We start from the raw sequence: 23,413 nt of genomic DNA on the forward strand, positions 1-23,413 counted from the left end.
CTTCCAGGACCGGGCGGAGCACGACGTCTACGCCCGGCCGGTGCAGGAGCACCGGGGCGTGCAGGTGTTCCGGCCCGCGCCGCCCCCGGCGCCGCTGCCCCGGCAGCGGAGCGCCGCCGCCCCGGCCGCGGCCGCCCCGGCGGGCGGGCGCGCGGCCGCCCGCGGCCACCGGCGCAAGCCCAAGAAGAAGCGCACCGGCCGCGCCGCCGTGGCCGGCACCGCCCTGCTGCTGGCGGCCGCCGCCGGCTGGTACACCGTCGGCCAGGACGCCGCCAAGCCCGGGGTGACCACCGCCGACGGCCCCGGCCCCGAGGGCGTCGCCACCCCGGACCTCGCCCCCGCCGCGCAGCCGGCGGCCGACCAGGCCTCGCCGGCCGCCGCCCCGGCCGCCCGGGCCGCCGACGCCCGGCAGGCCGAGACCCCCGCCGCCGGCCGCAGCGAGGCCCGCGCCGACGGCTCGGTCGAGGCGATCCCCGGCCTCGGCGCCGCGTTCACCGGCCGGATACCCGCCGACACCACCCAGGTCGTGGTGGCCACCGGCGAGGGCAAGGACACCAACCGGACCGGTGTCACGCTGTGGACCCGCACCGCCGACGGCCGCTGGCTGGCCGGCGAGACCTGGCAGGGCCACAACGCGTTCAAGGGCTGGACCACCGACCACAACGAGGGCGACCTGCGCAGCCCGATCGGCGTCTTCTCGCTCACCGACGCCGGCGGCCGCAAGGCGGACCCGGGCAGCCGGCTGCCCTACGACAAGGACGCCAACTTCGTGGTCTCCGGGACAGGCTTCGCCGGCGAACAGCTGGCCGGGTCCTTCGACTACGTCGTCGCGATCAACTACAACCGGGTGCCCGGCAACTCCCCGCTCGACCCGCGCCGCCCGAACGGCTCGACCAAGGGCGGCGGGATCTGGATCCACGTCGACCACGGCGGTCCGACGCACGGGTGCGTCTCCATCCCGGAGGAGAAGATGGCGCAACTGATCCGCACCCTCGACCCGGCCGCCCGCCCGGTGATCGTGATGGGCGACGCGGCCTCGCTGGCGGCCTGACCGGCCCCGCGAGGGCGGAATCGTCCGTCCGCGTCGCATCCGCGCGCCGGTCGGCGACCCGTCTGCCGCAACGCCCCTTGTCGGCCTCCTACAGCATCCCGGCGTGGATCCTGTAGCCGGTCGCGACCCGCTGACCAGCGGGTAACCGGGTTGAGTTGGCAGTATGAGCGGTTCGCGCATCGTGGCACTCGGCCACTACCAGCCCCCCAAGGTCCTCACCAACGACGACCTGGCCAAGCTGGTCGACACCGACGACGAGTGGATCCGCAGCCGGGTGGGCATCCGGACGCGGCACATCGCGGAGGGCGAGACCGTCGTCGACCTCGCCGCCGAGGCGGCGCAGAAGGCGCTGGCCAACAGCGGCCGGTCGGCGTCCGAGGTCGACCTGGTCGTGGTCGCCACCTGCACCGCGGTGGAACGCAGCCCCAACACGGCCGCCGCCGTCGCCGCCCGGCTCGGGGTGCGGGCGCCGGCCGCCTACGACATCAACACGGTCTGCTCGGGCTTCTCGTACGCGCTGGCCACCGCGGACCACGCGATCCGCGCCGGTGCGGCCCGGACGGCCCTGGTGATCGGCGCCGAGCGGATGTCGGACACCCTCGACTGGACCGACCGGTCGACCTGCGTGATCTTCGGCGACGGCGCCGGCGCGGCGCTGGTCGAGGCCCAGGAGGAGGGCGCCGAGCCGGGGATCGGCCCGGTGGTCTGGGGCTCGGAGCCGGAGAAGGGCGACGCCGTGGTGATCACGGGCTGGGACCCGGTGATCAGCCAGCAGGGCCAGTCGGTGTTCCGTTGGGCGACCACCCAGATCGCCCCGCTGGCCCGCCAGGCCTGCGAGCGGGCCGGGATCGACCCCTCCGAGCTGAAGGGCTTCGTGCCGCACCAGGCCAATCTGCGGATCATCGACGCCATCGCGACCAGGCTCGGGGTCACCGACGCGGTGGTGGCCCGGGACGTCGTGGAGTCCGGCAACACCTCGGCGGCCTCCGTGCCGCTGGCCTTCTCCAAGCTGGTCGAGCGCGGCGAGCTGGCGCCCGGCGACCCGGTGCTGCTGTTCGGCTTCGGCGGCGGCCTGGCCTACGCCGGACAGGTCGTCCGCTGCCCCTGAGGCTCCTGGCGCTCCTGGGGCCTCCGAGGCCCCCGGGGCGCCCGAGGACGGCCTAGGCCGCCCCTCCGCCTCCCGGCATGCCTGTGGGCGGTCACCCGACGTGGGTGACCGCCCACAGGCGTGTCATGGCGCGCTGCGGACCGCCGGCGGACCTCCCCCGAGGACACGGCCGCCGTCCGTCGTACCCCGGACAGGAGGCCGGGGCGCACGCGAAGCGGAAGGTGGGTCGGAGCGGATCGGTCTACTTGGGCGCCTTCTTGCCGGTGACGCCCAGGTACACCAGGGGAGCGAGGTTGGGCTTGAGGTCCTTGACCTTGACGCCCCAGGAGGTGAAGGCCTTCTGGTGCTCGGCCGCCGAGGCGAGCAGCGAGACCAGCGACCCGGCGACGGCGGCCGGATCCAGCGACTTGTCGGCCTGGCCCTTCGCCTGGAGTTCCTTGACGGCCTCCGTGAGCGGCTTGGCGACCGCGTTGAGGACGGTCATGCGGATCTTGAAGAACCGCTTGTCCCCTTCGGCGGCACCGAGCGTGACCACGCGGAGAATGGCGTCGTTCTTGCGCCAGAAGGCGAGGAATCCGTCGACCAGTTCTTCCGAAGTGGCCGTGCCGGACTTCCCTGCCCAGGACTTTCCGGCCACCAGCTCTTTGAGCGTGTCGGCGTCCTTGGCCATTTCCTCGGCGATTTCGAGGACGGCGCCCTCGACATCCGGGAAGTACTGGTAGAAGGTCGCGGGGGAGGTACCCGCCATACGGGCGACGTCGATGACCTTGACGTCCCGATAGGGCGACGTGCTGAGCATCTCGCGGAGGCAGTCGAGCAGCTTCTGCCGCGTCTCCTGTCCGCGTCGCCCGGCGACGCGACCGTCGACGGTGCGAACTTGTCCTGTCATGCCGTCAGCTTACCGTGGCCCGATCTTGGCGCGATTCGGTGATGTGACAATTACTCCGCCCGGGGGTTGGTATAGCCGTCCGGGAGGCTTCCGAGGGATATTCATTCGGCCCCCGCGGCCCCTCTTGACGCCCCCCCGTGCACCGGCGACCCCACAGGGTGACGAACCCTTCGCTGAGGGGTTATCGAGTAACGGAGCGTGACGACCCGATCGGCGGTGTGACCTGCCCCTCCCAGTACTCCCGGGCGTGTCGGGCGCAAGCCGGAGCCGGAGCGGACGTCAGAATCCGGCCGTTCCGGAGCCGCTGACCGGGCGGTGGAGCCTCCCCCCGGGCGGACACCGCTCTGGGCGGGGGAGGTTGGAGATGCACCGGGCGGCATTGGAGAATCGGGTCCGGCACCACGCGGCGGGTGTCCGGCACCCGCGGGCGGTGCACAAGACGGGGAGGTGGCAGCGGGTGGACCAGCTGACGGCGCACGATCCGAGGCGGATCGGGCCCTTCGAGGTGCTGGGGCGGCTCGGGGCGGGCGGCATGGGCCTGGTCTACCTGGCACGATCGCCCGCCGGCCGGCGGGTGGCGATCAAGACGGTCCGGGGGGAACTGGCCGAGGACGAGCTGTTCCGGGTCCGCTTCGCGCGGGAGATCGCGGCCGCCAAGACGGTCGGCGGCTTCTACACGGCGGCCGTGGTCGACGCCGACCCGGACGCCCGGGTGCCCTGGCTGGCCACCGCGTACGTCCCGGCGCCGTCCCTGGAGGACCTGGTCACCGAGTGCGGGCCGCTGCCGGTCGGGGCGGTGCGCTGGCTGGTGGCCGGCATCGCCGAGGCCCTGCAGTCCATCCACGCCGCCGGGCTGGTCCACCGCGACCTCAAGCCGTCCAACGTGCTGGTGGTCGAGGACGGCCCCCGGGTGATCGACTTCGGCATCGCCGCCGGGGTCTCCAGCACCCGGCTCACCATGACCAACGTCGCGGTCGGCACCCCGGCGTACATGTCGCCGGAGCAGGCCCGGGACAGCCGGGGCGTGACCGGCGCCAGCGACGTCTTCTCGCTCGGCTCGCTGCTGGTCTTCTGTGCCACCGGCCACCCGCCGTACCGGGGCGCCAACCCGGTGGAGACGGTCTTCCAGCTGCTGCGCGACCAGCCCGACCTCTCCGGCCTGCCGGTGGAGCTGGCCGACCTGGTGCGCGCCTGCATGCGGCCGGCGCCCGAGCACCGGCCGACCCCGGAGCAGATCCAGGCCGAGCTGGCCCCGCACCTGTTCTCCCGGGACGACGCCTCGGGCGAGGCCGGGGACTGGCTGCCGCCCGACGCGCTCGCCCTCATCGAGCACAAGCGGGGCCGCCGCCAGCCGCCGCCGGCCGTCCCGCCGCAGCCCGCTCCGCCGCCGGTCCCGCAGCCGCACCCGGCGCCGCACCCGGCCCAGGACGACCCGCGCACCCGGGCGGTCGCCGGGCACGCCCCGCCCGCCGGCCCGGTGCACACCCGGCCCCCCGGACCGGACACCGAGGCCGCCACCGAGAAGCTGGCCGCCCCCAGCCGGCACCGCCGGCCGGCCGCCGGGGAGGGCGACGAGGTGCGGCTGCCCGGCGCCTCGGTCCGGATAGGGCCGGGGCCGCGCGCGGAGCAGGCCGGCCCGGGCGCGGCGCCCGCCGAGACCGACTGGGTCCGGCGGATCACCCCGCCCCCGGCCCGGGCCGCCCGCTGGCGTCCGTGGCGGTTCCGGATGTCCAACGAGGTCTGGGGCACCCCGGTGGTCGCCGACGGCACCCTGTTCGTCTCCAGCTTCGAGGTGCACGCCCTGGACATCGCCTCCGGGCAGCGCCGCTACAAGACCAGGGACGTCGCCTGGGCCCTCGCGGTGGACGCCGGCCGGGTGCATGCGGCCGACGGCCCGCACCTGTACACGGTGGACGTCGCGGACGGCACCGAGCGCTGGCGGCACTCGCTGGACGGCTGGGTGTACTCGCTGGACGCGGCCGAGGGCGTGCTCTGCTGCGGTGTCCGCGGCGGCGGCGTCCAGCTGCGCTCGGCGGCCACCGGGGCCGAGCTGTGGCGCGCCGACGACGCCCAGCAGGACTTCGAGAACCCGCAGTCCGGCCCCGCCCTGGTGGGCGGCTCGGCGTACTACTACGGCGGACGGCGGCTGCGCTGCGTGGACCCGCGCGGCGCGGGCCTGCGCTGGTCGGTCCCGGTGGGCGAGGACGTGCCCTCCCGCCCGGTCGAGCGCTCCGGCGTGCTGTACGTGACGGCCGGCACCCGGGTCTACGCGCTGGACGCGGCGAGCGGGGCCGAGCGCTGGCGCTTCGAGGCCCCGGTGGTGCTCTTCACCCCGCCGGCGCTGGACGGCGACGCGGTCTACGTCGCCGACTACCTCGGCACCGTGTACGCGTTGGACGCGGCCACCGGCCGGGACCGCTGGCGCGCGGTCACCGGCACCCGGCAGGGCGCCGAGCCGGTGGTGGTCGGGGACGGCATGGTGCTGGTCGGCAGCGGCGAGGTGCTGTACGCGTTCGAGGCGGGCAGCGGCCGGGAGCGCTGGCGCTACACCGCGCGCGGCGAGATCGTCGGCTCCCCGGCGGTCGCGGACGGGCTGGTCCACCTGGGCAGCCGGGACCACTCGCTGCACACCGTGGACCTGGCCAGCGGTCAGCTGCGCTGGGAGCTGGGCACCAAGGGCGAGCTGACCGGCTCACCGGTGGCGATCGGCGGGAAGGTCTTCGTCGGCAGCAAGGACCGCTGCGTCTACGCGCTGGACGCCTTCTACGGCACGGCGGTGCCCTCGCACTGACCCGGGGTGCGGGCGGCGGGAGCCCGGGGCTCCCGCCGCGGACGCGCTACTTCCGGGCCTCCGGGTGGCGGCTGCACCAGCCCTCCCAGGCCGAGGCGACCATGGACTCCACGCCGTGCCGGGCGGTCCAGCCCAGCTCGCGCTCGATCAGCTCGGCCGAGGCGACCACCCGGGCCGGGTCGCCGGCCCGGCGCGGGGTGATCTCGGGGGTGGTGTCGTACCCGGTGACCTTGCCGATCACGTCCAGCATCTCGCGGACGCTGACGCCCTCGCCGCGGCCGATGTTGAGGACCAGCGAGGTCTCCCCGGCCGGGTCGGCCGCCAGCCGCTTCGCCGCGGCCACGTGGGCCGAGGCGATGTCGGAGACGTGGATGAAGTCACGGACGCAGGTGCCGTCCGGGGTGGGGTAGTCGTCGCCGAAGACCCGCGGGGCCTCGCCGGCGGTGAGCCGCTCGAAGACCATCGGGATCAGGTTGAACACCCCGGCGTCGGAGAGCTCCGGCGAGGCGGCGCCGGCCACGTTGAAGTAGCGCAGGGCGACGGTGGACATCCCGTGGGCCTTGCCGGCCGCGGCCACCAGCCACTCGCCGGCCAGCTTGGTCTCGCCGTACGGGCTCATCGGGGCGCACGGGGTCGACTCGGTGACCAGGTCGACGTCGGGCATGCCGTAGACGGCGGCGGAGGAGGAGAAGAGGAAGCGCTTCACGCCGCCCTCGGCCGCGGCCTCCAGGACGGTCTGGAGGCCGATCATGTTCTCCCGGTAGTACAGGAAGGGCTGCTCGACCGACTCGCCCACCTGCTTCTTGGCGGCGAAGTGCAGGATGCCCTCCACCCGGTGCTCGCGGATGGCCGCGTCCAGCGCGGCGCGGTCCAGGGTCGACCCCTCGACCAGGGCGACCCCCTCGGGCAGCCGGGTCCGGTCTCCGGTGCTCAGGTCGTCCAGGACGGCCACGCGCTCGCCCGCGTCGAGGAGCTGCTGCACGACGTGCCCGCCGATGTATCCGGCACCGCCGGTGATCAACCAAGTCATGGCCGAATCCTAGGGCCCGTCCTCGAACTCCCGTCGTCCGCCCGGAGGGCGGGTGGGAGTTCGAGGACGGGCCCTGGGGGCGTGGGGATTTCGCGGTGGTGCCGTGGGCGCGTCGGAGCCGGGAACCCGGACATTTCGGTGAAATGCTGACAAATATCTCTGCGTCGCGTTCGGGCGGCCCTCCGCGGCCGCGCGCTGAGGAACCCGGAGGCCGTCACGGTGAACCGCACGAAGGAGCCCACCCGTCCGATCCCGGCCGGACCGCGCCCGACCGGGCCCGGGACGTCCGGCGCGCGGCTGCTCGCGCCGGGGACCCTCGCCGTGCTGACCGCACTCGCACTGGCCGGGTGCAGCAGCGGGTCGTCCTCGGACTCCTCCTCGCCGCAGAGCGGCTCCCCGGCCGTCACCGCCGCGGCCACCGGCAGCCCCTCCCAGCCGGGCGGGGCCAACCAGCTCCAGTCCGACTACCAGCGGGTGATCGGGGACGTGCTGCCCTCGGTGGTGCAGATCACCACCGGCAGCGGCCTCGGCTCCGGGATCGTCTACGACGACAAGGGCGACATCGTCACCAACGCCCACGTGGTCGGCACCGCCACCACCTTCACCGTCACCCTGGCCGGCAGCACCAAGCCGCTGGACGCCACCCTGGTCGCCAGCTACCCGGACTCCGACCTCGCGGTGATCAAGCTGAGCAGCCCGCCGGACGGCCTCAAGCCGGCCGCCTTCGGGGACTCCACCAAGGTCGAGCTCGGCCAGATCACCCTCGCCATGGGCAGCCCGCTCGGGCTCTCCAGCAGCGTCACCCAGGGCATCGTGTCGGCCACCGGCCGGACCGTCTCCGAGCCGGGCACCCAGGGCTCGCCGGGCGCCGTGATCGGCAACATGGTGCAGACCTCGGCCGCGATCAACCCCGGCAACAGCGGCGGCGCGCTGGTGAACCTGGACAGCCAGGTGATCGGCATCAACACGCTGGCCGCCACCGAGCCGGAGTCCAACGGCGCCGCCGCCCCGGGCATCGGCTTCGCCATCCCGGCGTCCACCGTGACCAGCATCGCCGACCAGCTGATCAAGGAGGGCAAGGTCACCAACTCCGGCCGGGCCGCCCTCGGGATCACCGCCCGGACCTACTTCGACCAGAACTTCCGTCCGGCCGGCGCCGTGGTGGTGGCCGTCGCGCCGGACGGACCGGCCGGTTCGGCGGGCCTCCAGGTCGGGGACGTGATCACCAGGATCGGCGACACCCCGGTCGACTCGCTGAACTCGCTCACCACCGCGCTGGCCTCGCTCGCGCCGGGCAGCAAGGTGACCGTCACCTACACCCGGGACGGCCGGAGCAGGAGCGCCGACGTCACCCTCGGCACCCTGGAGACGCCCTGACCCCACCAGCCCCCGGACGGCGGGCGGCCCGCACAACCGCGCAAGGGTTCCGCGGGGCCGCCCGCCGTCCGGGCCCGGGGGGTCGTCGGCGCGGGGGCCGCGCCGGCGTCAGCGGCGGGCGGCGCGGGTCCGCCAGGGGAGCTCGACGGTCACCGTGGTCGGTCCGCCGTCCGGGCTCTCCACCAGGAACACCCCGTCCACCGCGCGGATCCGCTCGGCCAGCCCGGCCAGCCCGCTGCCCGGGTAGGGGGCCGCGCCGCCCCTGCCGTTGTCCTGGACCAGCAGCATCAGCTGCTCGTCGGCCCGCCAGACGTCCACCGTGGCGGAGCGGGCGCCGGAGTGCTTGGAGATGTTGGTCAGCAGCTCGCTGACCGTGAAGTAGGCGATGCCCTCCACCGCCGAGTCCGGCCGGTCGGTGCTGCCGTCCCGGGCCTTCAGGTCGACGTGCACCTTGACCCCCTCCGGCACCGTGCAGCGCGCCGCCACCGAGGAGAGCGCCGCGTCCAGGCCGCGGTCGGTGAGCACCGCCGGGTGGATGCCCCGGGCCAGGTCGCGCAGCTCCTGGAGGGCCAGCTTCACCTCGCCGTGGGCGTTGTCGACCATCTTCGCGGCGACCGCCACGTCCTCCGGGGTCTCGGTCTCCTGCAGCCGCTCCTTGGCCATGCCGAGGTCCATCGCCAGCGCCACCAGCCGGGCCTGGGCGCCGTCGTGCAGGTCGCGCTCGATCCGGCGCAGGTCGGCGGCGGCGGTGTCGACCACGGTGCCGCGGTCGTCCTCCAGCTCGCGGACCCGCTCGGACAGGGCGCCCGGGTACAGCAGGGTCTCCACCAGCATCCGGTCCACCGCCGACTGGGCGCGGACCGCCCACGGCAGCAGCGGCCAGCCGACCAGCACGAAGACCAGGGTCAGCGCGAAGCTCAGCACGCCCCAGGGCAGCATCAGCACGTTGTAGAGGGCCGAGCGCCAGGACAGCGCGTCGGTCAGGTGGGCGATCGCGTAGCCGGTGATGCCCGGCCGGCGGCGCTGCACCGGCTCCGGCTCGGGCACCTCGGAGCCGTACAGCGCCCGGGCCCGGCCGCGCGCGAAGCCGCCCATCGACCGGCAGCCCGCCAGTCCGGCGGCGAGCAGCGGCAGGCCGATCACGGTGATCGACAGGGCGAGGCCGATCGACAGTGTCGCGATCGTGAAGAGGAAGCCGGCGATCCCGAGCGGCAGGTTCAGCAGCAGCTGCCCGACCTGCCGCCACATCCGGGCGCCGTACAGCGGGGTGGGCCCGGCGGCCGTCGCCGGCTCCTGGCCGGCGCCCTCGGCCGTGCCGTCCGTTCGCGTCATCTCGGTCTACCGTCCTTCTCCGGTCAGGCTGTGCTCCTAGCTTGGCCGGTCGGGGGCGGGTGGGGCCATGGGGGTGATACGTCTCCCCGGGCGGGGGTTATCCCCACCCCGCCCGGGGTGCCTCCGGCGGGGCGTGCGGTGTCCACCGGCTGTCCACCGGGTGTCTTGCGGATCGGGCAGGATGCGGGGTACCCATGCCGTGCACTTAGACTCACGCACTGGCGATGGTTATGAGCGTGTAAAGGAACGTCGTAGAACCGGCCCGAGGGCGGGTTCCGCGGCCGATGTGGAGGCGAGGGCATGGTGGGGCAGCGGGCGGCTTCGGTCGCGGCCGACCCGGCGGCCGGCAGCGGCTACTTCGACGCGTACGCCGCGATGGGCCTGCTCGCCGTCGTCGGCGTGCTCTTCGTGACGGTGGCGTTCACCGCGAACCGCCTGCTGCGGCCGGTGGTGTACTCGCCGGAGAAGCTCCTCGCCTACGAGTGCGGCGTGGACCCGGTGGGGGAGGACTGGGCCCACACCCAGATCCGCTACTACGTCTACGCCTTCCTGTACGTGATCTTCGCGGTCGACGCGATCTACCTGTTCCCGTGGGCGACCGTCTTCGCCTCCGCCGGGTACGGCGCCGGGACGCTGGTCGAGATGTTCGTCTTCATCGGTTTCCTCGCGGTCGGACTGCTCTACGCCTGGAAGAAGGGCGTTCTGGAATGGACGTGACGCACACCCACTCGCACGGGCACGACGCCTCCGGCGGCCCGGTTCCGCTGGGCGTGCCGGACCCGTCGCGCCCCGGTGCCGCCGTCGAGCGGCGGAGCATCGGCCCGCTGGCCCGGCTGGCCCCGGACCCGGTGAAGGTCGTCCTCAACTGGGGACGCCGCTACAGCCTCTGGTGCTTCAACTTCGGCCTGGCCTGCTGCGCGATCGAGTTCATCGCGGCCTCGATGGCCAAACACGACTTCATCCGGATGGGCGTGATCCCGTTCGCGCCGGGTCCCCGGCAGGCCGATCTGATGATCGTCTCGGGGACGGTGACCGACAAGATGGCGCCCGCCGTCAAGCGGCTCTACGAGCAGATGCCCGAGCCGAAGTACGTCATCTCCTTCGGCGCCTGCTCGAACTCGGGCGGGCCCTACTGGGACTCCTACTCGGTGACCAAGGGCGTCGACCAGATCATCCCGGTCGACGTCTACGTGCCCGGGTGCCCGCCGCGCCCGGAGGCGCTGCTCCAGGGCATCCTCAAGCTCCAGGAGAAGATCGCCGCCGAGTCGCTGCCCGGCCGCTACACCGCGCCCGCTGCGGCGCTGCGGCGTCCGCCGGTGGCCGGGCCCGGTGCGGCCGGTGGCGGTGCCGCCGGTGCCGGTGCGGGGGCCGATGCCGCCGGTGCCGCCGGTTCCGGTTCCGTCGAGGGAGGGGTCTCGTGACCACGGCCGAGCAGTACGCGGCGTCGGTCGGGGAGTGGGCGACCGGCGCCGAGGCGTACGGGCTGATCACCGTCGACGTGCCGGCGGAGCACTGGACCGAGGCGCTCACCGCCGCCCGGGACACCCTGGGCCTCACCTTCTTCGACTGGCTCAGCGCCGTCGACGAGCTCGCCGACGGCTTCTCGGTGGTCGCCCACCTCGCCGCGGTCGACGCCCCGGGCGTGCGCCACCTGGCGCTGCGCACCCGGGTGCCGCGCGACGCGGCCGCGCTGCCGAGCGCCGTCACGGTGTACGCCGGGGCCGCCTGGCACGAGCGCGAGACGCACGAGATGTTCGGCATCGACTTCCCCGGGCACCCCCACCTGGTCACCCTGCTGCTGCCGGACGGCTTCGAGGGGCACCCGCTGCGCAAGGAGTTCGTGCTCGCGGCGCGGGTCGCCAAGGCCTGGCCGGGAGCCAAGGAGCCTGGCGAGTCCGACCACGGCGACGGGCCGGCGCGGCGCAAGATGCAGCCGGCCGGCGTGCCGGACCCGAACGAGTGGGGACCGCTGAAGGGCACCCTGCCGCCGGTCGCCGAGCGGCCGGCCCGCGGGGCCCGGGCCGCCGGCGCGGCCCGGACGCCGCGGGCGGCCGCCGCGGGTGCGGCGGGTGCGGCCGGTGCCGAGGGCACCGCCGCGGTGCGGGCGGACCGGCCGCGCCGGACGCGTTCGGTCTCCGAGGGGTCGGCGAGCCAGACGGCCGGCGAGACGCCCGCCGAGGCGCCCGCAGCGGCGGCCGCCGCGGAGGAGAGGCCCGCGGTGCGGGCGGACCGGCCGCGCCGGACGCGTTCGGTCTCCGAGGGGTCGGTGAGCCAGGCACCCGGCGAGGACGCCCCGGCGCCGGCCCCGGCCCGCACGCAGTCCTCCGACGCACCGTGGCACAACCCGGTGCCGGCGCACGACGAGCCCGCGAAGCCGGCCGCCGAGGAGCCGGTCGCGGAACGGCCCGCCGCCGAGGAACCCGCCGCGGAGCGGCCGGCCGCCGAGGAGAAGACGAGCGAGACGCCGCCGGCCGAGTCGGCCGGCCAGGACGGAGACGGCGCGTGAACCTGTTCGACACGGTGCTGCGCTGCGTCGCCACACTGGTCGTCTTCCTCGTCCTCCCCCTGGTCATCGGCCAGACCGAGCACAAGGTGATGGCGCACATGCAGGGCCGCCTGGGCCCGATGTACGCCGGTGGCTTCCACGGCTGGGCGCAGCTGATCGCGGACGGCGTGAAGTTCGCGCAGAAGGAGGACATCGTCCCGGCCGGCGCGGACCGGCGGATCTTCCAGCTGGCGCCCGCCGTCTCGCTGCTGCCGTACCTGCTGGTGCTGCTGGCGATCCCGGTCGGACCGGGCGGTTTCGTCGGGCAGGCGGTGGACGCCGGCCTGTTCTTCGTGCTGGCCGTCATGGGCGTCGGCGTGATCGGCAAGCTGATGGCCGGCTGGGCCTCGGCCAACAAGTTCTCGCTGCTCGGCGGTCTGCGGACGGCCGCGCAGCTGATGTCCTACGAACTGCCGATGGTGCTCGCCGCCGCCTCCGTGGCGATGGCCGCCGGGACGCTCTCGCTGCCCGGGATCATGGACGCCTGGGAGTGGTACTGGATCCCGTGGCAGCTGATCGGTGGCTTCGTGTTCTTCACGGCCGGCCTGGCCGAGCTGCAGCGCCCGCCGTTCGACATGCCGGTCGCCGACTCCGAGATCATCTTCGGCGCGTACACCGAGTACACCGGTCTGCGCTTCGCGCTGTTCCTGCTCTCCGAGTACGCGGGCATCCTGGTGGTCTCCGCGCTGACCGCGGTGCTGTTCCTCGGCGGCTGGCACGGACCGCTTCCGGACCAGCTCGGCTGGCTGTGGACCCTGCTGAAGACCTTCGCGCTGGCCTTCGTGGTGATCTGGCTCCGGGTCACCTACCCCCGGCTGCGTGAGGACCAGCTGATGCGCTTCGCGTGGACCGTGCTGATCCCGCTCGCCCTCGTCCAGCTGGCCCTCACCGGCATCATCAAGGTGGCGATCTCATGAGTTTCCCCGGAGCGGGCCTGGCCAAGGGCCTGGCCGTCACCCTGCGGACGATGACGAGGAAGAGCGTCACCGCGCAGTACCCCGACGTCCAGCCGAGCCTTCCGCCGCGCTCGCGCGGTGTGATCGCGCTGCTGGAGGAGAACTGCACGGTCTGCATGCTCTGCGCCCGTGAGTGCCCGGACTGGTGCATCTACATCGACTCCCACAAGGAGACGCTGCCGGCCGCCGACCCGAACGCGCGCGCCCGCACCCGCAATGTGCTCGACCGGTTCGCCATCGACTTCTCGCTCTGCATGTACTGCGGGATCTGCATCGAGGTGTGTCCGTTCGACGCGCTGTTCTGGTCGCCCGAGTTCGAGTACGCGGAGACCGACATCCTGGAGCTGACCCACGAGCGGGACCGGCTGCGGGAGTGGATGTGGACGGTGCCGGTGCCGCCGGCGCTGGACCCGGCGGCCGAGGAGCCCAAGGAGATCGCCACCGCGCGCAAGGCCGCCGACAAGCTGGTGGCCGCCGCGGCCAAGGCGGCCGCCGAGGCCGCCGAAGCGTCGGCGGCGCCGGATGCGCCCGAGGGCGGTGGTGACGCGTGAAGGGCGCAGCCACCCTGCTCGCCGCGACCGGGTCGCTGGACCCGGCCGCGCGCTCGTTCCTCTCCCCGACCGGGGTGGAGATCGTCTTCCTGCTGGTCGGCATCGCCGTGCTCGGCTCGGCCCTGGTCGCCGTCACCACCAAGCAGCTGGTGCACGCCGCGCTCTGGCTGGTCGTCGCGCTCGGCGGTCTGGCGGTGGAGTTCCTGCTGCTCACCGCCGAGTTCATCGCCTGGGTGCAGGTGCTGATCTACCTCGGCTCGGTGGTCGTCCTGGTGCTGTTCGGGCTGATGCTCACCAAGGCGCCGATCGGGCGCTCGCCGGACGCCGACTCCAAGAACCGCTGGGTCGCCCTGGTGGTCGCGCTGGCCTCGGCCGGCACGCTGGTGACGCTGGTCGTGGACGCCTTCCGGACCTCCTGGATCGACCTCGGCGCGGGCGGCGGCTCCGCCTCGGTGACCGGCGCGAGCCTGTTCCGGACCTGGGTGCTGCCCTTCGAGGCGCTCTCGGTGCTGCTGCTGGCCGCGCTGGTCGGCGCGATCGTGCTCTCGCGCGGCGACCGGCGGAAGGTCCCGGCGCCGCGGGCCGGACGGATCCGGGCCGGACGGCCGGTGGGCTCCAACGGGACGGTCGCGCAGAGCGCGCCGCCCGCGCCCGTCGCCGCCCCCGAGGCCGGGCCCGCGACTGCTCCGACCACCACCGAGCAGGAGGGCTGATGCACCTCGCCTACCCCGTCGTCCTCGCCGCGCTGCTGTTCAGCGTCGGCGTCTACGGCGTGCTCGCCCGGCGCAACGTCGTCCTGGTGCTGATGTCCGTCGAGCTGATGCTCAACGCCGTCAACCTCAACCTCGTCGCCTTCGACGCCTGGCTGCGCGACTCGCTGCACGCCGGGCAGGCGCTGACCCTGTTCACCATCACCGTCGCCGCCGCCGAGATCGGCCTCGGACTCGCCATCGTCCTGCTGCTGTTCCGGGCCCGGGGCACCGCGGACATCGACCGGGTCACCGCGCTCGGCGATCCGGCCGAGTCCACCGCCGACACCGGGCCGGCGCCGGCCGGAGCCGAGGCGCTGAAGGGCCGGGCCACCGCATGAACCTCGCCCTGCCCGCCCTCGTCCCCGCGCTGCCCGCGCTCGGCGCGGCGGCCACCCTGGCCACCGGCAAGCGCGCGCCCGGCCTCGCCCGGCCGCTGGCGATCGTCCCGGTCGCCGTCTCGGCGGTGCTCGCCCTGGTCGTCGCGATCCAGCTCGGCAGCGGCCAGGCGCTGGACGCCGCCACCCGGCTCACCCCGACCGGCGGGCCGGACATCGCGCTCGCGATCCACCTGGACGGCTTCAGCTCGCTGATCTCGGTGCTGGTCGGCCTGGTCGCCACCTGTGTGCAGGTCTACTCGACCGCGTACCTCAAGGACGACCCGCGCTACCCCTCGTACGCGGCGCTGGTCTCGCTGTTCACGGCGGCGATGTTCCTGGTCGTCTACTCCGGCGACCTCGTCGTGCTGCTGGTCGGCTGGGAGGTCATGGGCATCTGCTCGTACTTCCTGATCGGCCACCACTGGGAGACCGAGGACGCCCGCTCCGCCTCGCTGAAGGCCTTCCTGGTCACCAAGCTCGGCGATGTGCCGTTCCTGTTCGGCGTCTTCCTGCTCGGCGCCGACGCCGGGAGCTTCCGGATCGAGGACGTGCTGCGGGCCGCCACCGAGGGGCGGCTCGGCCACCCGACGCTGGTCGCGCTGCTGCTGCTGGCCGGTGTGGCCGGCAAGAGCGCGCAGTTCCCGCTGCACACCTGGCTCCCCGACGCGATGGCCGGTCCGACGCCGGTCTCCGCGCTGATCCACGCCGCCACCATGGTCGCGGCCAGCATCTACCTGGTGGCCCGGCTGCTGCCGGTCTTCCTGCTCTCCGGCGCGGCGCTGGTCGTGCTGGCGGTGATGGCCGCCGTGACGATGATCGGCTCGGCGCTCTGCGCGCTCGCCCAGGACGACCTCAAACGGGTGCTCGCCTACTCGACCGTCGGCCAGCTCGGCTACATGGCCGGCGCGCTGGCCGGCGGCGACCGCCAGGCCTCGGTCTTCCACCTGGTCAGCCACGGCGCGTTCAAGGCGCTGCTGTTCCTCGCGGCCGGTGTGGTGATCCACGCCGCGCACACCAACTCGATCTCCGCGATGTCCCGGATGCCCGGGCTGCGCAAGCGCGTCCCGGACGCCTACTGGACGATGGGCATCGCGCTGGTCGCCCTGGTCGGCCTGCCGCCGTTCGCCGGCTTCTTCAGCAAGGAGGCGGTGCTGACCGCCGCCGAGCACGCCGCCAACGGCGAGGCGCTGACCAACGGCCTCGGCCCCGCCTCGGCTGTGCCGCAGGCGGCCGGCTGGATCGTGCTGATCTCGGCCGGACTCACCGCGCTGCTCACGGCGGCGTACGCGGCCCGGCTGTTCCTGGTGGCCTTCCACAGCCCGGCGGGCGCGGCCGCGGCGGCGCCCGCGGTGCTGCCCGCCGAGGACCGGGGCACGGTCGTCGGCGACCACGAGGCCGGCGCCCCGTACTCGCCCGAGCTGGACGAGGCCGACCCGGCCGTCGCCGAGCCGCCCGCGATGCGCTGGCCGCTGTGGGTGCTGGCGGTGCCGACCATCGGCTTCGGCGTCGCCGGCCTGCGCTCGGACTGGCTGCCCGCGCTGCTGGACGGCGGCTCGCTGCGGCCCTCCGCGGTCACCGCCGTCATCGGGACCGGCCTCGCCGTGGTCGGCGCACTGCTGGCCTACGGCGCCTGGCGCTCGGCCACCGCCCGGGTGCCCGGGCAGGTCGGAGCCCCGGCCGACGGGACCGTCGTCGCCGATCCCGGCCGCGCCCTGCTCGGCCCGCTGTTCGGCCCGGCCCGGCACGGCTTCGGCGTCGACCGGCTCTACGCCGCGCTGTTCGTCCGCCCGGTCGAGGCCGCGGCCCGGCTCGTCCGCTTCCTCGACCGCGAGGTCGTGGAGACGTACGTGCGCGGTGCCGGCGCCGGGGCGGGCCTGCTCGGCCGCGCGGTGCGGCTCGCCCAGACCGGCAACGCGCAGACCTACCTCAGCGCGCTGCTCGCCGGCGTCGTCCTGCTGGCCGTCCTGGTGGCGGTGTAGCCGATGCCGTACCTCCCTTCCCCGTCCGCCGCCCTGGTCGTCAGGAGCCCCCGATGAACGCGGTCCTCATCGCCCTCCTGGTGCTGCCGCTGCTCGGCGCCGCGCTCACCCTGGCCCCGGTGTTCGGCGCGGACCCGGCCGCCGCCGACCGCCGCGCGCTGCGCTTCAGCACCGTGGTGACCGGCGCCGTGCTGGTGCTCACCGTCGTCCTGGCCGCGGGCTTCGACCACGACGAGCCCGCCCGGATGCAGGCCACCACCGATGTGTCCTGGATCCCGGCGATCGGCGTGCGCCTCCACCTCGGCGTGGACGGCGTCTCGCTGCCGCTGGTCGTCCTGACCTCGCTGCTCACCTTCCTCTGCGCGCTGTACTCCGAACGGCGCCTGCCGTCCGGCGAGGGGGTGCCCTCGGCCCGGGCCTTCGCCGGGCTGTTCCTCCTCCTCGAAGTGGGCATGCTCGCCACCTTCGCGGTGCTGGACCTCGTGCTCTTCTTCCTGGCCTTCGAGATCGTGCTGATCCCGATGTACTTCCTGATCGCCCGCTGGGGCAGCGGGGCGAAGGTGCCGGCCGCCAACCGGTTCATCCTCTACACGCTGCTCGGCTCGGCCGTGATGCTGCTCGGCTTCCTGCTGGTCGGGGTCCGGGCGGGCACCTTCGACATGCAGGCCCTCGCCGCCGCCCACGGCTCCGGCCTGAGCCACTCCACCCAGGTGATCGCCGCCCTGGCGATCATGATCGGGCTCGCGGTCAAGGCCCCCGCCTGGCCGCTGCACAGCTGGCTCCCGGACGCGCACACGGCGGCCCCGACGGTCGGCTCCGTGCTGCTCGCCGGCGTGCTGCTGAAGATGGGCACCTACGGCCTGGTCCGCGTCCTCCTCCCGGTCGTCCCCGACGGCACCACCACGCTCGCCCCCTACCTGGGCGCGTTCGCCGCGGTCGGCATCGTCTACGGCTCGCTGGCCTGCCTCGCGCTCGCGCGGCGCGGCGCCAAGGGCGACCTCAAGCGCCTGATCGCCTACTCCTCCGTCGGCCACATGGGCTTCGTCCTGCTGGGCATCGCCTCCCTCACGCCGGTCGGCGTCAACGGGGCGTTGTTCGCCAACATCGCCCACGGTCTGATCACCGGCCTGCTGTTCTTCGTCGTCGGGGCGCTCAAGGACCGCTACGGCACGGCGGACCTCGACACCCTCTCCGGCGCCACCGGCGCCGCCCTCTACGGACGGGCACCCCGGCTCGGCGCACTGCTCGCCTTCGCCGCCGTCGCCAGCCTCGGCCTGCCCGGGCTGGCCGGCTTCTGGGGCGAGCTGCTCGCGATGTTCGGCGCGTTCGACCCGGCCGACGGCCTCTCGCGCCCCGCGTTCGTCACCTACATGGTCCTGGCCGGCCTCGGCACCCTCCTCACCGCCGCGTACCTGCTGATCGTGGTCAAGCGCGTCTGCATGGGCGACCCGAAGCAGCCCGCCCCGGTGGCCGAGCTCGCCGACCTGCGCCCGTACGAGGCCGTCAGCTGGACGCCGCTGGCCGCCCTCACCCTGCTCGCCGGTCTCTGGCCCGCGCTGCTGCTCGGCCTCTCCGACCCCGCCGTCAAACACCTCCTCGGGGGTGGCTGATCATGCTCGGCACCGCACTCGGACCTCACTCCACGGGGCAGACCACTGTGACCTCCCTCGCCGTCGCCAACCCGGGCAGCCTGATCCAGTCCGTGGACTGGGTGGCGATCGCGCCCCCGCTGATCGCCGCCGTGGCCGCCCTGGCCGTGCTGGTCACCGACCTCTTCCTGCCCGCGCAGCACAAGAAGTGGCTGGGCCGGCTCACCGCCGCCGGACTCGCCCTCGCGCTCATCTCGCTCCTCCCGCTCACCGGCGGATCACCCCGGGCCACCTTCTGTGCGCAGAACGTAACAGGAGCCACCGACAACGCGGGCTGCTCCTACGTCGCCGACCACTTCGCGCTGGTCTTCCAGCTGCTCGCGCTCGGCGGCGCGCTGATCGCCGCGCTGCTGTCCGCGCACACGGTGGACGAGGAGGAGCTGCCCCGCGGCGAGTACTGGTTCCTGCTGCTCGCCAGCGCCTGCGGCGCCGCCCTGCTCCCCGCCTCCCGCGACCTCGCCACCCTGGTGATCGCCCTGGAGGTGGCCTCGCTGCCCGCCTTCGCCCTGGTCGCGCTGCGCCGGGACGGCCGGGGCGCCGAGGCCGCGCTGAAGTTCTTCCTCTCCTCCGTCACCGCGACCGCCGTGATGCTGCTCGGCATCGGCTTCGTCTACGCGGCGAGCGGCAGCCTGCACCTGGGCGCCGTCGCCACCGGCCTGGAGCACGCGCCCGGACAGCTGAAGCCGCTGGCCGAGGCGGGCGCCGTGCTCACCCTGGTCGGCTTCGCCTTCAAGGTGGCCGCCGTCCCGTTCCACTTCTGGGTGCCGGACACCTACACCGGCGCCCCGCTGCCGGTGGCCGGCTACCTCTCGGTGGTCGGCAAGGCGGCCGGTCTGGCCGGTCTGGCGCTGGCCACCACGATCGCCTTCCGCCCGTACGCGCACACCTGGGGCCTGGCGCTCGCGGTGCTGGCCGCCGTCACCATGACGGTGGGCAACGTGGGCGCGCTGCGCCAGCGCTTCGACACCCGGTTCAGCGCGGTCCGGCTGCTCGCGTGGTCCTCGGTGGGCCAGGCCGGCTACCTGCTGGTGCCGCTGGCCGCGGCCGGCTACGCGCCCACCGCGACCGACCCGCTGGGCGCCACCGCCGCGTACGCGCTGATCTACGGCGTGGTCAACCTCGGCGCCTTCGGCGTGGTGGCGGCGGTCGGGCGCCGGGCCGGGACCAGCGTGGACGACTTCCGCGGCCTGTTCGGGCGCAACCGCTGGACGGCGCTGGCGCTGGCGTTCTTCCTGCTCTGCCTGGCCGGACTGCCCCCGGGCGTGATCGGCCTGTTCGGCAAGGTGGTGGTCTTCCGCGCCGCCGTCGACGCCGGTCTGGGCTGGCTGGCCGTGGTGATGGCCGTCAACGTGGTCGTCGCCCTGTTCTACTACCTGCTCTGGACCGCCCGGCTCTTCGCCCCGGCGGAGGAGGGGGCCGCCGCGGCCCCCGCCGCCGAGCGGCGCCTGCCGGTGTCGCTGACCGCCACCCTGGGGCTCACCGCCTCGGCGGCGGTGGTGCTCTCGGTGGCCCCGCAGCTGGTCCTCCAGGTGGTCGGCGGCTCGTTGTTCTGACCCTCCGCGCGGCGTGTGCCGAGGTGACGGGCGGTGCGGCCCCGGTCACCCGGCCGGGTGTCACGCCGGTCACAAGGGAACAAGGCCCACGTCCCCGCCCGTTGAGCGGGCAGGAGGGACGAGGCAGAAAGGGCTTCCCCACGCACCATTGGAGGGCCAGCCGTGCACCGCCGGCACAACGGACTGAGGACCGCCGCCCTGCTGGGCGGCCTCTCGGCGCTGATCCTGGTGATCGGCAGCTTCTTCGGCCGCACGGGCTTCGTGATCGCCCTGCTGGTCGCCCTCGGCACCAACGCCTACGCCTACTGGAACAGCGACAAGCTCGCCCTGCGCGCCATGCGCGCCCGCCCGGTGAGCGAGATCGAGGCCCCGCAGCTGTACCGGATCGTCCGTGAGCTCTCCACCGCGGCCCGCCAGCCGATGCCCCGCCTCTACATCTCGCCGACCCCGGCCCCGAACGCCTTCGCCACCGGCCGCAACCCGCGCAACGCGGCGGTCTGCTGCACCGACGGCATCCTGCAACTGCTCGACGAGCGGGAGCTGCGCGGCGTCCTCGGCCACGAGCTGAGCCACGTCTACAACCGCGACATCCTGATCTCCTCGGTGGCCGGGGCGCTCGCCTCGGTGGTGATGTTCCTGGTGAACTTCGCCTGGCTGATCCCGTTCGGCCGCAGCGAGGACGACGACGGCCCGGGCCTGTTCGGCATGCTCGCGATCATGATCCTCGGCCCGGTCGCGGCCTCGCTGATCCAGCTGGCCGTCAGCCGCTCCCGCGAGTACCAGGCCGACGCCGACGGCGCCCGGATCACCGGCGACCCGCTCGCCCTGGCGAGCGCGCTGCGCAAGCTGGACGCCGGCACCCGGCAGCTGCCGCTGCCGCCGGAGCCGCAGATCCAGACCGCCAGCCACATGATGATCGCCAGCCCGTTCCGGCCGGGCGAGGCCGGGGCGAAGCTGTTCTCCACCCACCCGCCGATGGGCGAGCGGATCGCCCGGCTGGAGCGGATGGCCGGCTACGGGCGGTAGCCCGCGCGCGGCCGGTGCCGTCAGCCCGTGAGCTCCTCGAAGGCCCGCCGCAGCCGGTGCACGCCCTCCACCACCTGGGCGGAGCTCTCGGCGGCCGCGTAGCTCAGCCGCAGGTGCGGGGCCGGGGGTTCGGCGGCGTGGTACGGGCGCCCGGGGGTCACCTGGACGCCGGCCCGCAGGGCGGCGGCGGTGAGGGCGCCGTCGTCGACGCCGTCCGGCAGCCGCAGCCACAGGTGGTAGCCGCCGGGCCGGTACGTGCCGAGCAGGCCCGGCAGCTCGCGGTGCAGGGCCGCGACGGCGGCGGTGCGGCGGTCGCGCAGCTCGGTGCCGAGGGCGCGCAGATGACGGGCCCAGCCGGGGTCGGCGACCAGCTCCAGGGTCGCCTCCTGCAAGGGCCGGGGCACGAAGAAGCTGTCCACCACCTGGGTGGCCCGCAGCCGGGCGAGCGCCGGCCCGCGCGCGGTGAGCGCCCCGACCCGCAGGTTGGGCGAGGCGGCCTTGGTCAGCGAGCGCAGGTGCACCACCACCCCGTCGCGGTCGTCGGCGGCGAGCGGACGCGGCAGCGCGGGGGCGTCCGCGTGGACCAGCAGCCGGGAGAAGTCGTCCTCGACGACGAACGCGCCCGCCGCCCGGGCGATCCGCAGCACCTCGGCCCGGCGCTCGGGGGAGAGCACCGCGCCGGTCGGGTTCTGGAACAGCGGCTGGCAGACGAAGACCCGCGCCCGGGTGGCCGCGAAGGCGTCGGCCAGCAGGTCGGTGCGCACCCCGTCGGCGTCGACCGGCACCGGGACCGGACGCAGCCCGGCGGCCCGGACGACCGCGAGGATCCCGGAGTACGTCGGTGACTCCACCAGGACCGGCGCGCCGGGGGCGGCGAGCGAGCGCATCGCCACGGTGAGCCCGCCCTGCCCGCCGGAGGTGATCAGGACGTCCCCGGTGGCGATCGGCCCGCCGTGGCCGCCGATGTCGCGGGCGAACCAGCCGCGCAGTTCGGTGAGGCCGTCGGTGGGCGGGCGCTCCCAGGCGCCCGGCCGCCGCCCGGCCCGGCCGAGGGCGGCGGCGAGCAGCCGTTCGGGCAGCAGCGAGGCGTGCGGGTAGCCGCTGTTGAGGTCCACGACGCCGGGCGGCGGAACGCGCAGGGTGGCGAAGACCGGGGCGGCCAGCAGGTCGCGCGGGCCGGTGTCGCTGCTGAGCGCGATCTCCTGCCAGGAGAGGTCGCCCGGACGCGCGGCGGCGGGCACCCCGGCACCCGGAGCGCCCGCGAAGGCCGCCGCCCGGAACACCCCGGCGCCCGGCCGGGAGACCACCAGCCCCTCGGCGGCCAGGACGGCGATGGCACGGGAGACCGTCCCCGGGCTGACCTGGTGGCGCTCCATCAGCATCCGGCTCGACGGCAGCTTCCGCCCCTCCGGGTAGCGCTCGACCTCCCGGCGCAGACTGTCGGCGAGTTCGGCCACACTGCTACGCTCGTTCATGAGAGCACAAGATAGCGCTACCACCTCCCCGGCGGTAGCGGCCCGGCCCGCTACGGCCGCCGGCTCCGCCCCCGCCCCCGCCGCGACGGGCTCCACCGGCACGGCACTGGCCGCCCTGGGCGTCCTCTCCTTCTCCTTCAGCTTCCCCGCCACCGCCTGGGCCCTGACCGGCTTCGGCCCCTGGACAGCCACCGGCCTGCGCGGCCTGCTGGCCGGCCTGCTCGCCGCGCTCTGCCTCGCGGCCGCCCGTGTCCCGCTGCCCGCGCGCCGGCACCGGCCCGGCCTGCTGGTGGTCGCGGCCGGCTGCGTGCTCGGCTTCCCGCTGCTCACCACGCTGGCGCTGCGCACCTCCTCGACCGCCCACTCGGCGGTCGTCATCGGCCTGCTGCCGCTGGCCACCGCCGCCTTCGCCGCCGTGCGCGCCCGCCGGGACGGCCGCCGTCCGTCCCGGCTGTTCTGGGGCGCGGCGCTGGCCGGGGCCGTCGCGGTGCTCGGGTTCACCCTGGTGCAGAGCCACGGGCGGCCCGGCCTCGCCGACCTCTTCCTGTTCGCGGCGCTGCTGGTCTGCGCGGCCGGGTACGCGGAGGGCGGGCGGATCTCCCGGGAGCTGCCCGGCTGGCAGGTGATCGGCTGGGCGGTGGTCGCCGCACTGCCGGTCACCGCGCTGACCACGGCCCTGGCGCTGCCCGCCGAGCCGCTTCCGGCCGGCGGCCCCGGCGCGAAGGCGGTGGCCGGGCTGCTCTACACGGCGGCGGTCTCGCAGTTCGGCGGGTTCGTGGTCTGGTACCGGGGGATGGCGCTGATCGGGGTCCCGAGGGCGAGCCAGCTGCAGCTGGCCCAGCCGCTGATCACGCTCGTCTGGTCGGTGCTGCTGCTCGGTGAGGACCTGCCGGCCGCGGCGCCCGTGACGGCGGTGGTGGTGCTGCTCTGCATCGCGCTCACCCAGCGGGCCCGCGCCTGACGCCGCGGTGC

At 74.6% G+C, this 23,413-nt stretch carries 20 protein-coding genes; 16 read left to right on the plus strand and 4 right to left on the minus strand.

Going from position 1 to position 23,413, the window contains the following annotated elements:
• Positions 1-1,051: L,D-transpeptidase family protein (locus ACFVVL_RS05050; protein ID WP_387671438.1), on the plus strand; the 1,051-nt coding region annotated here is incomplete at its 5' end.
• A gap of 163 nt (positions 1,052-1,214) precedes the next feature.
• Positions 1,215-2,159, plus strand: coding sequence for a beta-ketoacyl-ACP synthase III (locus ACFVVL_RS05055; RefSeq protein ID WP_387671440.1), 945 nt, complete (start codon positions 1,215-1,217; stop codon positions 2,157-2,159).
• Positions 2,160-2,400: 241 nt separating this feature from the next.
• On the opposite strand, the gene ACFVVL_RS05060 is transcribed toward ACFVVL_RS05055, so the two are convergent.
• Positions 2,401-3,048 (minus strand): TetR family transcriptional regulator, encoded by a 648-nt coding sequence (locus tag ACFVVL_RS05060; RefSeq protein ID WP_266311629.1) that lies wholly within the window; start codon positions 3,046-3,048, stop codon positions 2,401-2,403.
• 457 nt (positions 3,049-3,505) lie between these two features.
• Between ACFVVL_RS05060 and ACFVVL_RS05065 the strand changes: the two genes are divergently transcribed.
• On the plus strand, positions 3,506-5,839 hold the full coding sequence (locus tag ACFVVL_RS05065; RefSeq protein WP_387671442.1) for a PQQ-binding-like beta-propeller repeat protein: 2,334 nt from the start codon (positions 3,506-3,508) through the stop codon (positions 5,837-5,839).
• A 46-nt stretch (positions 5,840-5,885) separates the two neighbouring features.
• Here the strand turns inward: ACFVVL_RS05065 and galE are convergent, their stop codons facing one another.
• Complete coding sequence (gene galE / locus ACFVVL_RS05070; RefSeq protein WP_380288222.1) at positions 5,886-6,869, minus strand: UDP-glucose 4-epimerase GalE; 984 nt, start codon at positions 6,867-6,869, stop codon at positions 5,886-5,888.
• 297 nt (positions 6,870-7,166) lie between these two features.
• Here galE and ACFVVL_RS05075 point away from each other — a divergent pair, with 297 nt between their 5' ends.
• Positions 7,167-8,246, plus strand: coding sequence for a S1C family serine protease (locus tag ACFVVL_RS05075; RefSeq protein WP_380288348.1), 1,080 nt, complete (start codon positions 7,167-7,169; stop codon positions 8,244-8,246).
• A gap of 108 nt (positions 8,247-8,354) precedes the next feature.
• Here ACFVVL_RS05075 and ACFVVL_RS05080 read toward each other — a convergent pair whose 3' ends face one another.
• Positions 8,355-9,578, minus strand: a complete 1,224-nt coding sequence (locus tag ACFVVL_RS05080; protein ID WP_380288224.1) for a sensor histidine kinase — start codon at positions 9,576-9,578, stop codon at positions 8,355-8,357.
• Positions 9,579-9,878: 300 nt separating this feature from the next.
• Here ACFVVL_RS05080 and ACFVVL_RS05085 point away from each other — a divergent pair, with 300 nt between their 5' ends.
• The 11 genes from ACFVVL_RS05085 to htpX all read left to right on the plus strand — a co-directional run bounded on the left by ACFVVL_RS05085 (position 9,879) and on the right by htpX (position 20,966).
• Positions 9,879-10,295 carry an NADH-quinone oxidoreductase subunit A gene (locus ACFVVL_RS05085; protein WP_380288226.1) on the plus strand — a complete coding sequence of 139 codons (417 nt, stop codon included), beginning with the start codon at positions 9,879-9,881 and terminating at the stop codon, positions 10,293-10,295.
• The gene (locus ACFVVL_RS05090) at positions 10,286-10,999 is read left to right on the plus strand and encodes an NADH-quinone oxidoreductase subunit B (RefSeq protein ID WP_387671444.1); all 714 of its coding nucleotides are present in this window, start codon (positions 10,286-10,288) and stop codon (positions 10,997-10,999) included. The genes ACFVVL_RS05085 and ACFVVL_RS05090 overlap by 10 nt, the downstream gene beginning before the upstream one ends.
• Positions 10,996-12,084, plus strand: a complete 1,089-nt coding sequence (locus ACFVVL_RS05095) for an NADH-quinone oxidoreductase subunit C (protein ID WP_387671446.1) — start codon at positions 10,996-10,998, stop codon at positions 12,082-12,084. The genes ACFVVL_RS05090 and ACFVVL_RS05095 overlap by 4 nt, the downstream gene beginning before the upstream one ends.
• Positions 12,081-13,040, plus strand: coding sequence for an NADH-quinone oxidoreductase subunit NuoH (gene nuoH, locus ACFVVL_RS05100; RefSeq protein WP_380288232.1), 960 nt, complete (start codon positions 12,081-12,083; stop codon positions 13,038-13,040). The genes ACFVVL_RS05095 and nuoH overlap by 4 nt, the downstream gene beginning before the upstream one ends.
• The gene (locus tag ACFVVL_RS05105) at positions 13,037-13,630 is read left to right on the plus strand and encodes a NuoI/complex I 23 kDa subunit family protein (RefSeq protein ID WP_387671448.1); all 594 of its coding nucleotides are present in this window, start codon (positions 13,037-13,039) and stop codon (positions 13,628-13,630) included. Before nuoH ends, ACFVVL_RS05105 begins: the two co-directional genes overlap by 4 nt.
• Positions 13,627-14,343 carry an NADH-quinone oxidoreductase subunit J gene (locus ACFVVL_RS05110; protein WP_387671450.1) on the plus strand — a complete coding sequence of 239 codons (717 nt, stop codon included), beginning with the start codon at positions 13,627-13,629 and terminating at the stop codon, positions 14,341-14,343. Before ACFVVL_RS05105 ends, ACFVVL_RS05110 begins: the two co-directional genes overlap by 4 nt.
• Positions 14,343-14,720 (plus strand): NADH-quinone oxidoreductase subunit NuoK, encoded by a 378-nt coding sequence (gene nuoK / locus ACFVVL_RS05115; RefSeq protein WP_380288238.1) that lies wholly within the window; start codon positions 14,343-14,345, stop codon positions 14,718-14,720. The genes ACFVVL_RS05110 and nuoK overlap by 1 nt, the downstream gene beginning before the upstream one ends.
• Complete coding sequence (locus ACFVVL_RS05120) at positions 14,717-16,738, plus strand: NADH-quinone oxidoreductase subunit L (RefSeq protein WP_387671452.1); 2,022 nt, start codon at positions 14,717-14,719, stop codon at positions 16,736-16,738. Before nuoK ends, ACFVVL_RS05120 begins: the two co-directional genes overlap by 4 nt.
• A gap of 53 nt (positions 16,739-16,791) precedes the next feature.
• Positions 16,792-18,348, plus strand: a complete 1,557-nt coding sequence (locus ACFVVL_RS05125; protein WP_380288242.1) for a NuoM family protein — start codon at positions 16,792-16,794, stop codon at positions 18,346-18,348.
• A gap of 47 nt (positions 18,349-18,395) precedes the next feature.
• Positions 18,396-19,940 (plus strand): NADH-quinone oxidoreductase subunit N, encoded by a 1,545-nt coding sequence (locus tag ACFVVL_RS05130; RefSeq protein ID WP_387671454.1) that lies wholly within the window; start codon positions 18,396-18,398, stop codon positions 19,938-19,940.
• Between the two features lie 162 nt (positions 19,941-20,102).
• The gene (htpX, locus tag ACFVVL_RS05135; RefSeq protein ID WP_380288246.1) at positions 20,103-20,966 is read left to right on the plus strand and encodes a zinc metalloprotease HtpX; all 864 of its coding nucleotides are present in this window, start codon (positions 20,103-20,105) and stop codon (positions 20,964-20,966) included.
• Between the two features lie 20 nt (positions 20,967-20,986).
• On the opposite strand, the gene ACFVVL_RS05140 is transcribed toward htpX, so the two are convergent.
• On the minus strand, positions 20,987-22,441 hold the full coding sequence (locus ACFVVL_RS05140; RefSeq protein WP_387671457.1) for a PLP-dependent aminotransferase family protein: 1,455 nt from the start codon (positions 22,439-22,441) through the stop codon (positions 20,987-20,989).
• Between ACFVVL_RS05140 and ACFVVL_RS05145 the strand changes: the two genes are divergently transcribed.
• A complete protein-coding gene (locus ACFVVL_RS05145) occupies positions 22,440-23,402 on the plus strand; it encodes a DMT family transporter (protein WP_387671459.1) in 963 nt (320 codons plus the stop codon). The two genes, ACFVVL_RS05140 and ACFVVL_RS05145, sit on opposite strands and share 2 nt — an antisense overlap.
• Positions 23,403-23,413: the final 11 nt, after the last annotated feature.

The organism is Kitasatospora sp. NPDC058115, from assembly GCF_042884635.1.
Taxonomy (GTDB): domain Bacteria; phylum Actinomycetota; class Actinomycetes; order Streptomycetales; family Streptomycetaceae; genus Kitasatospora.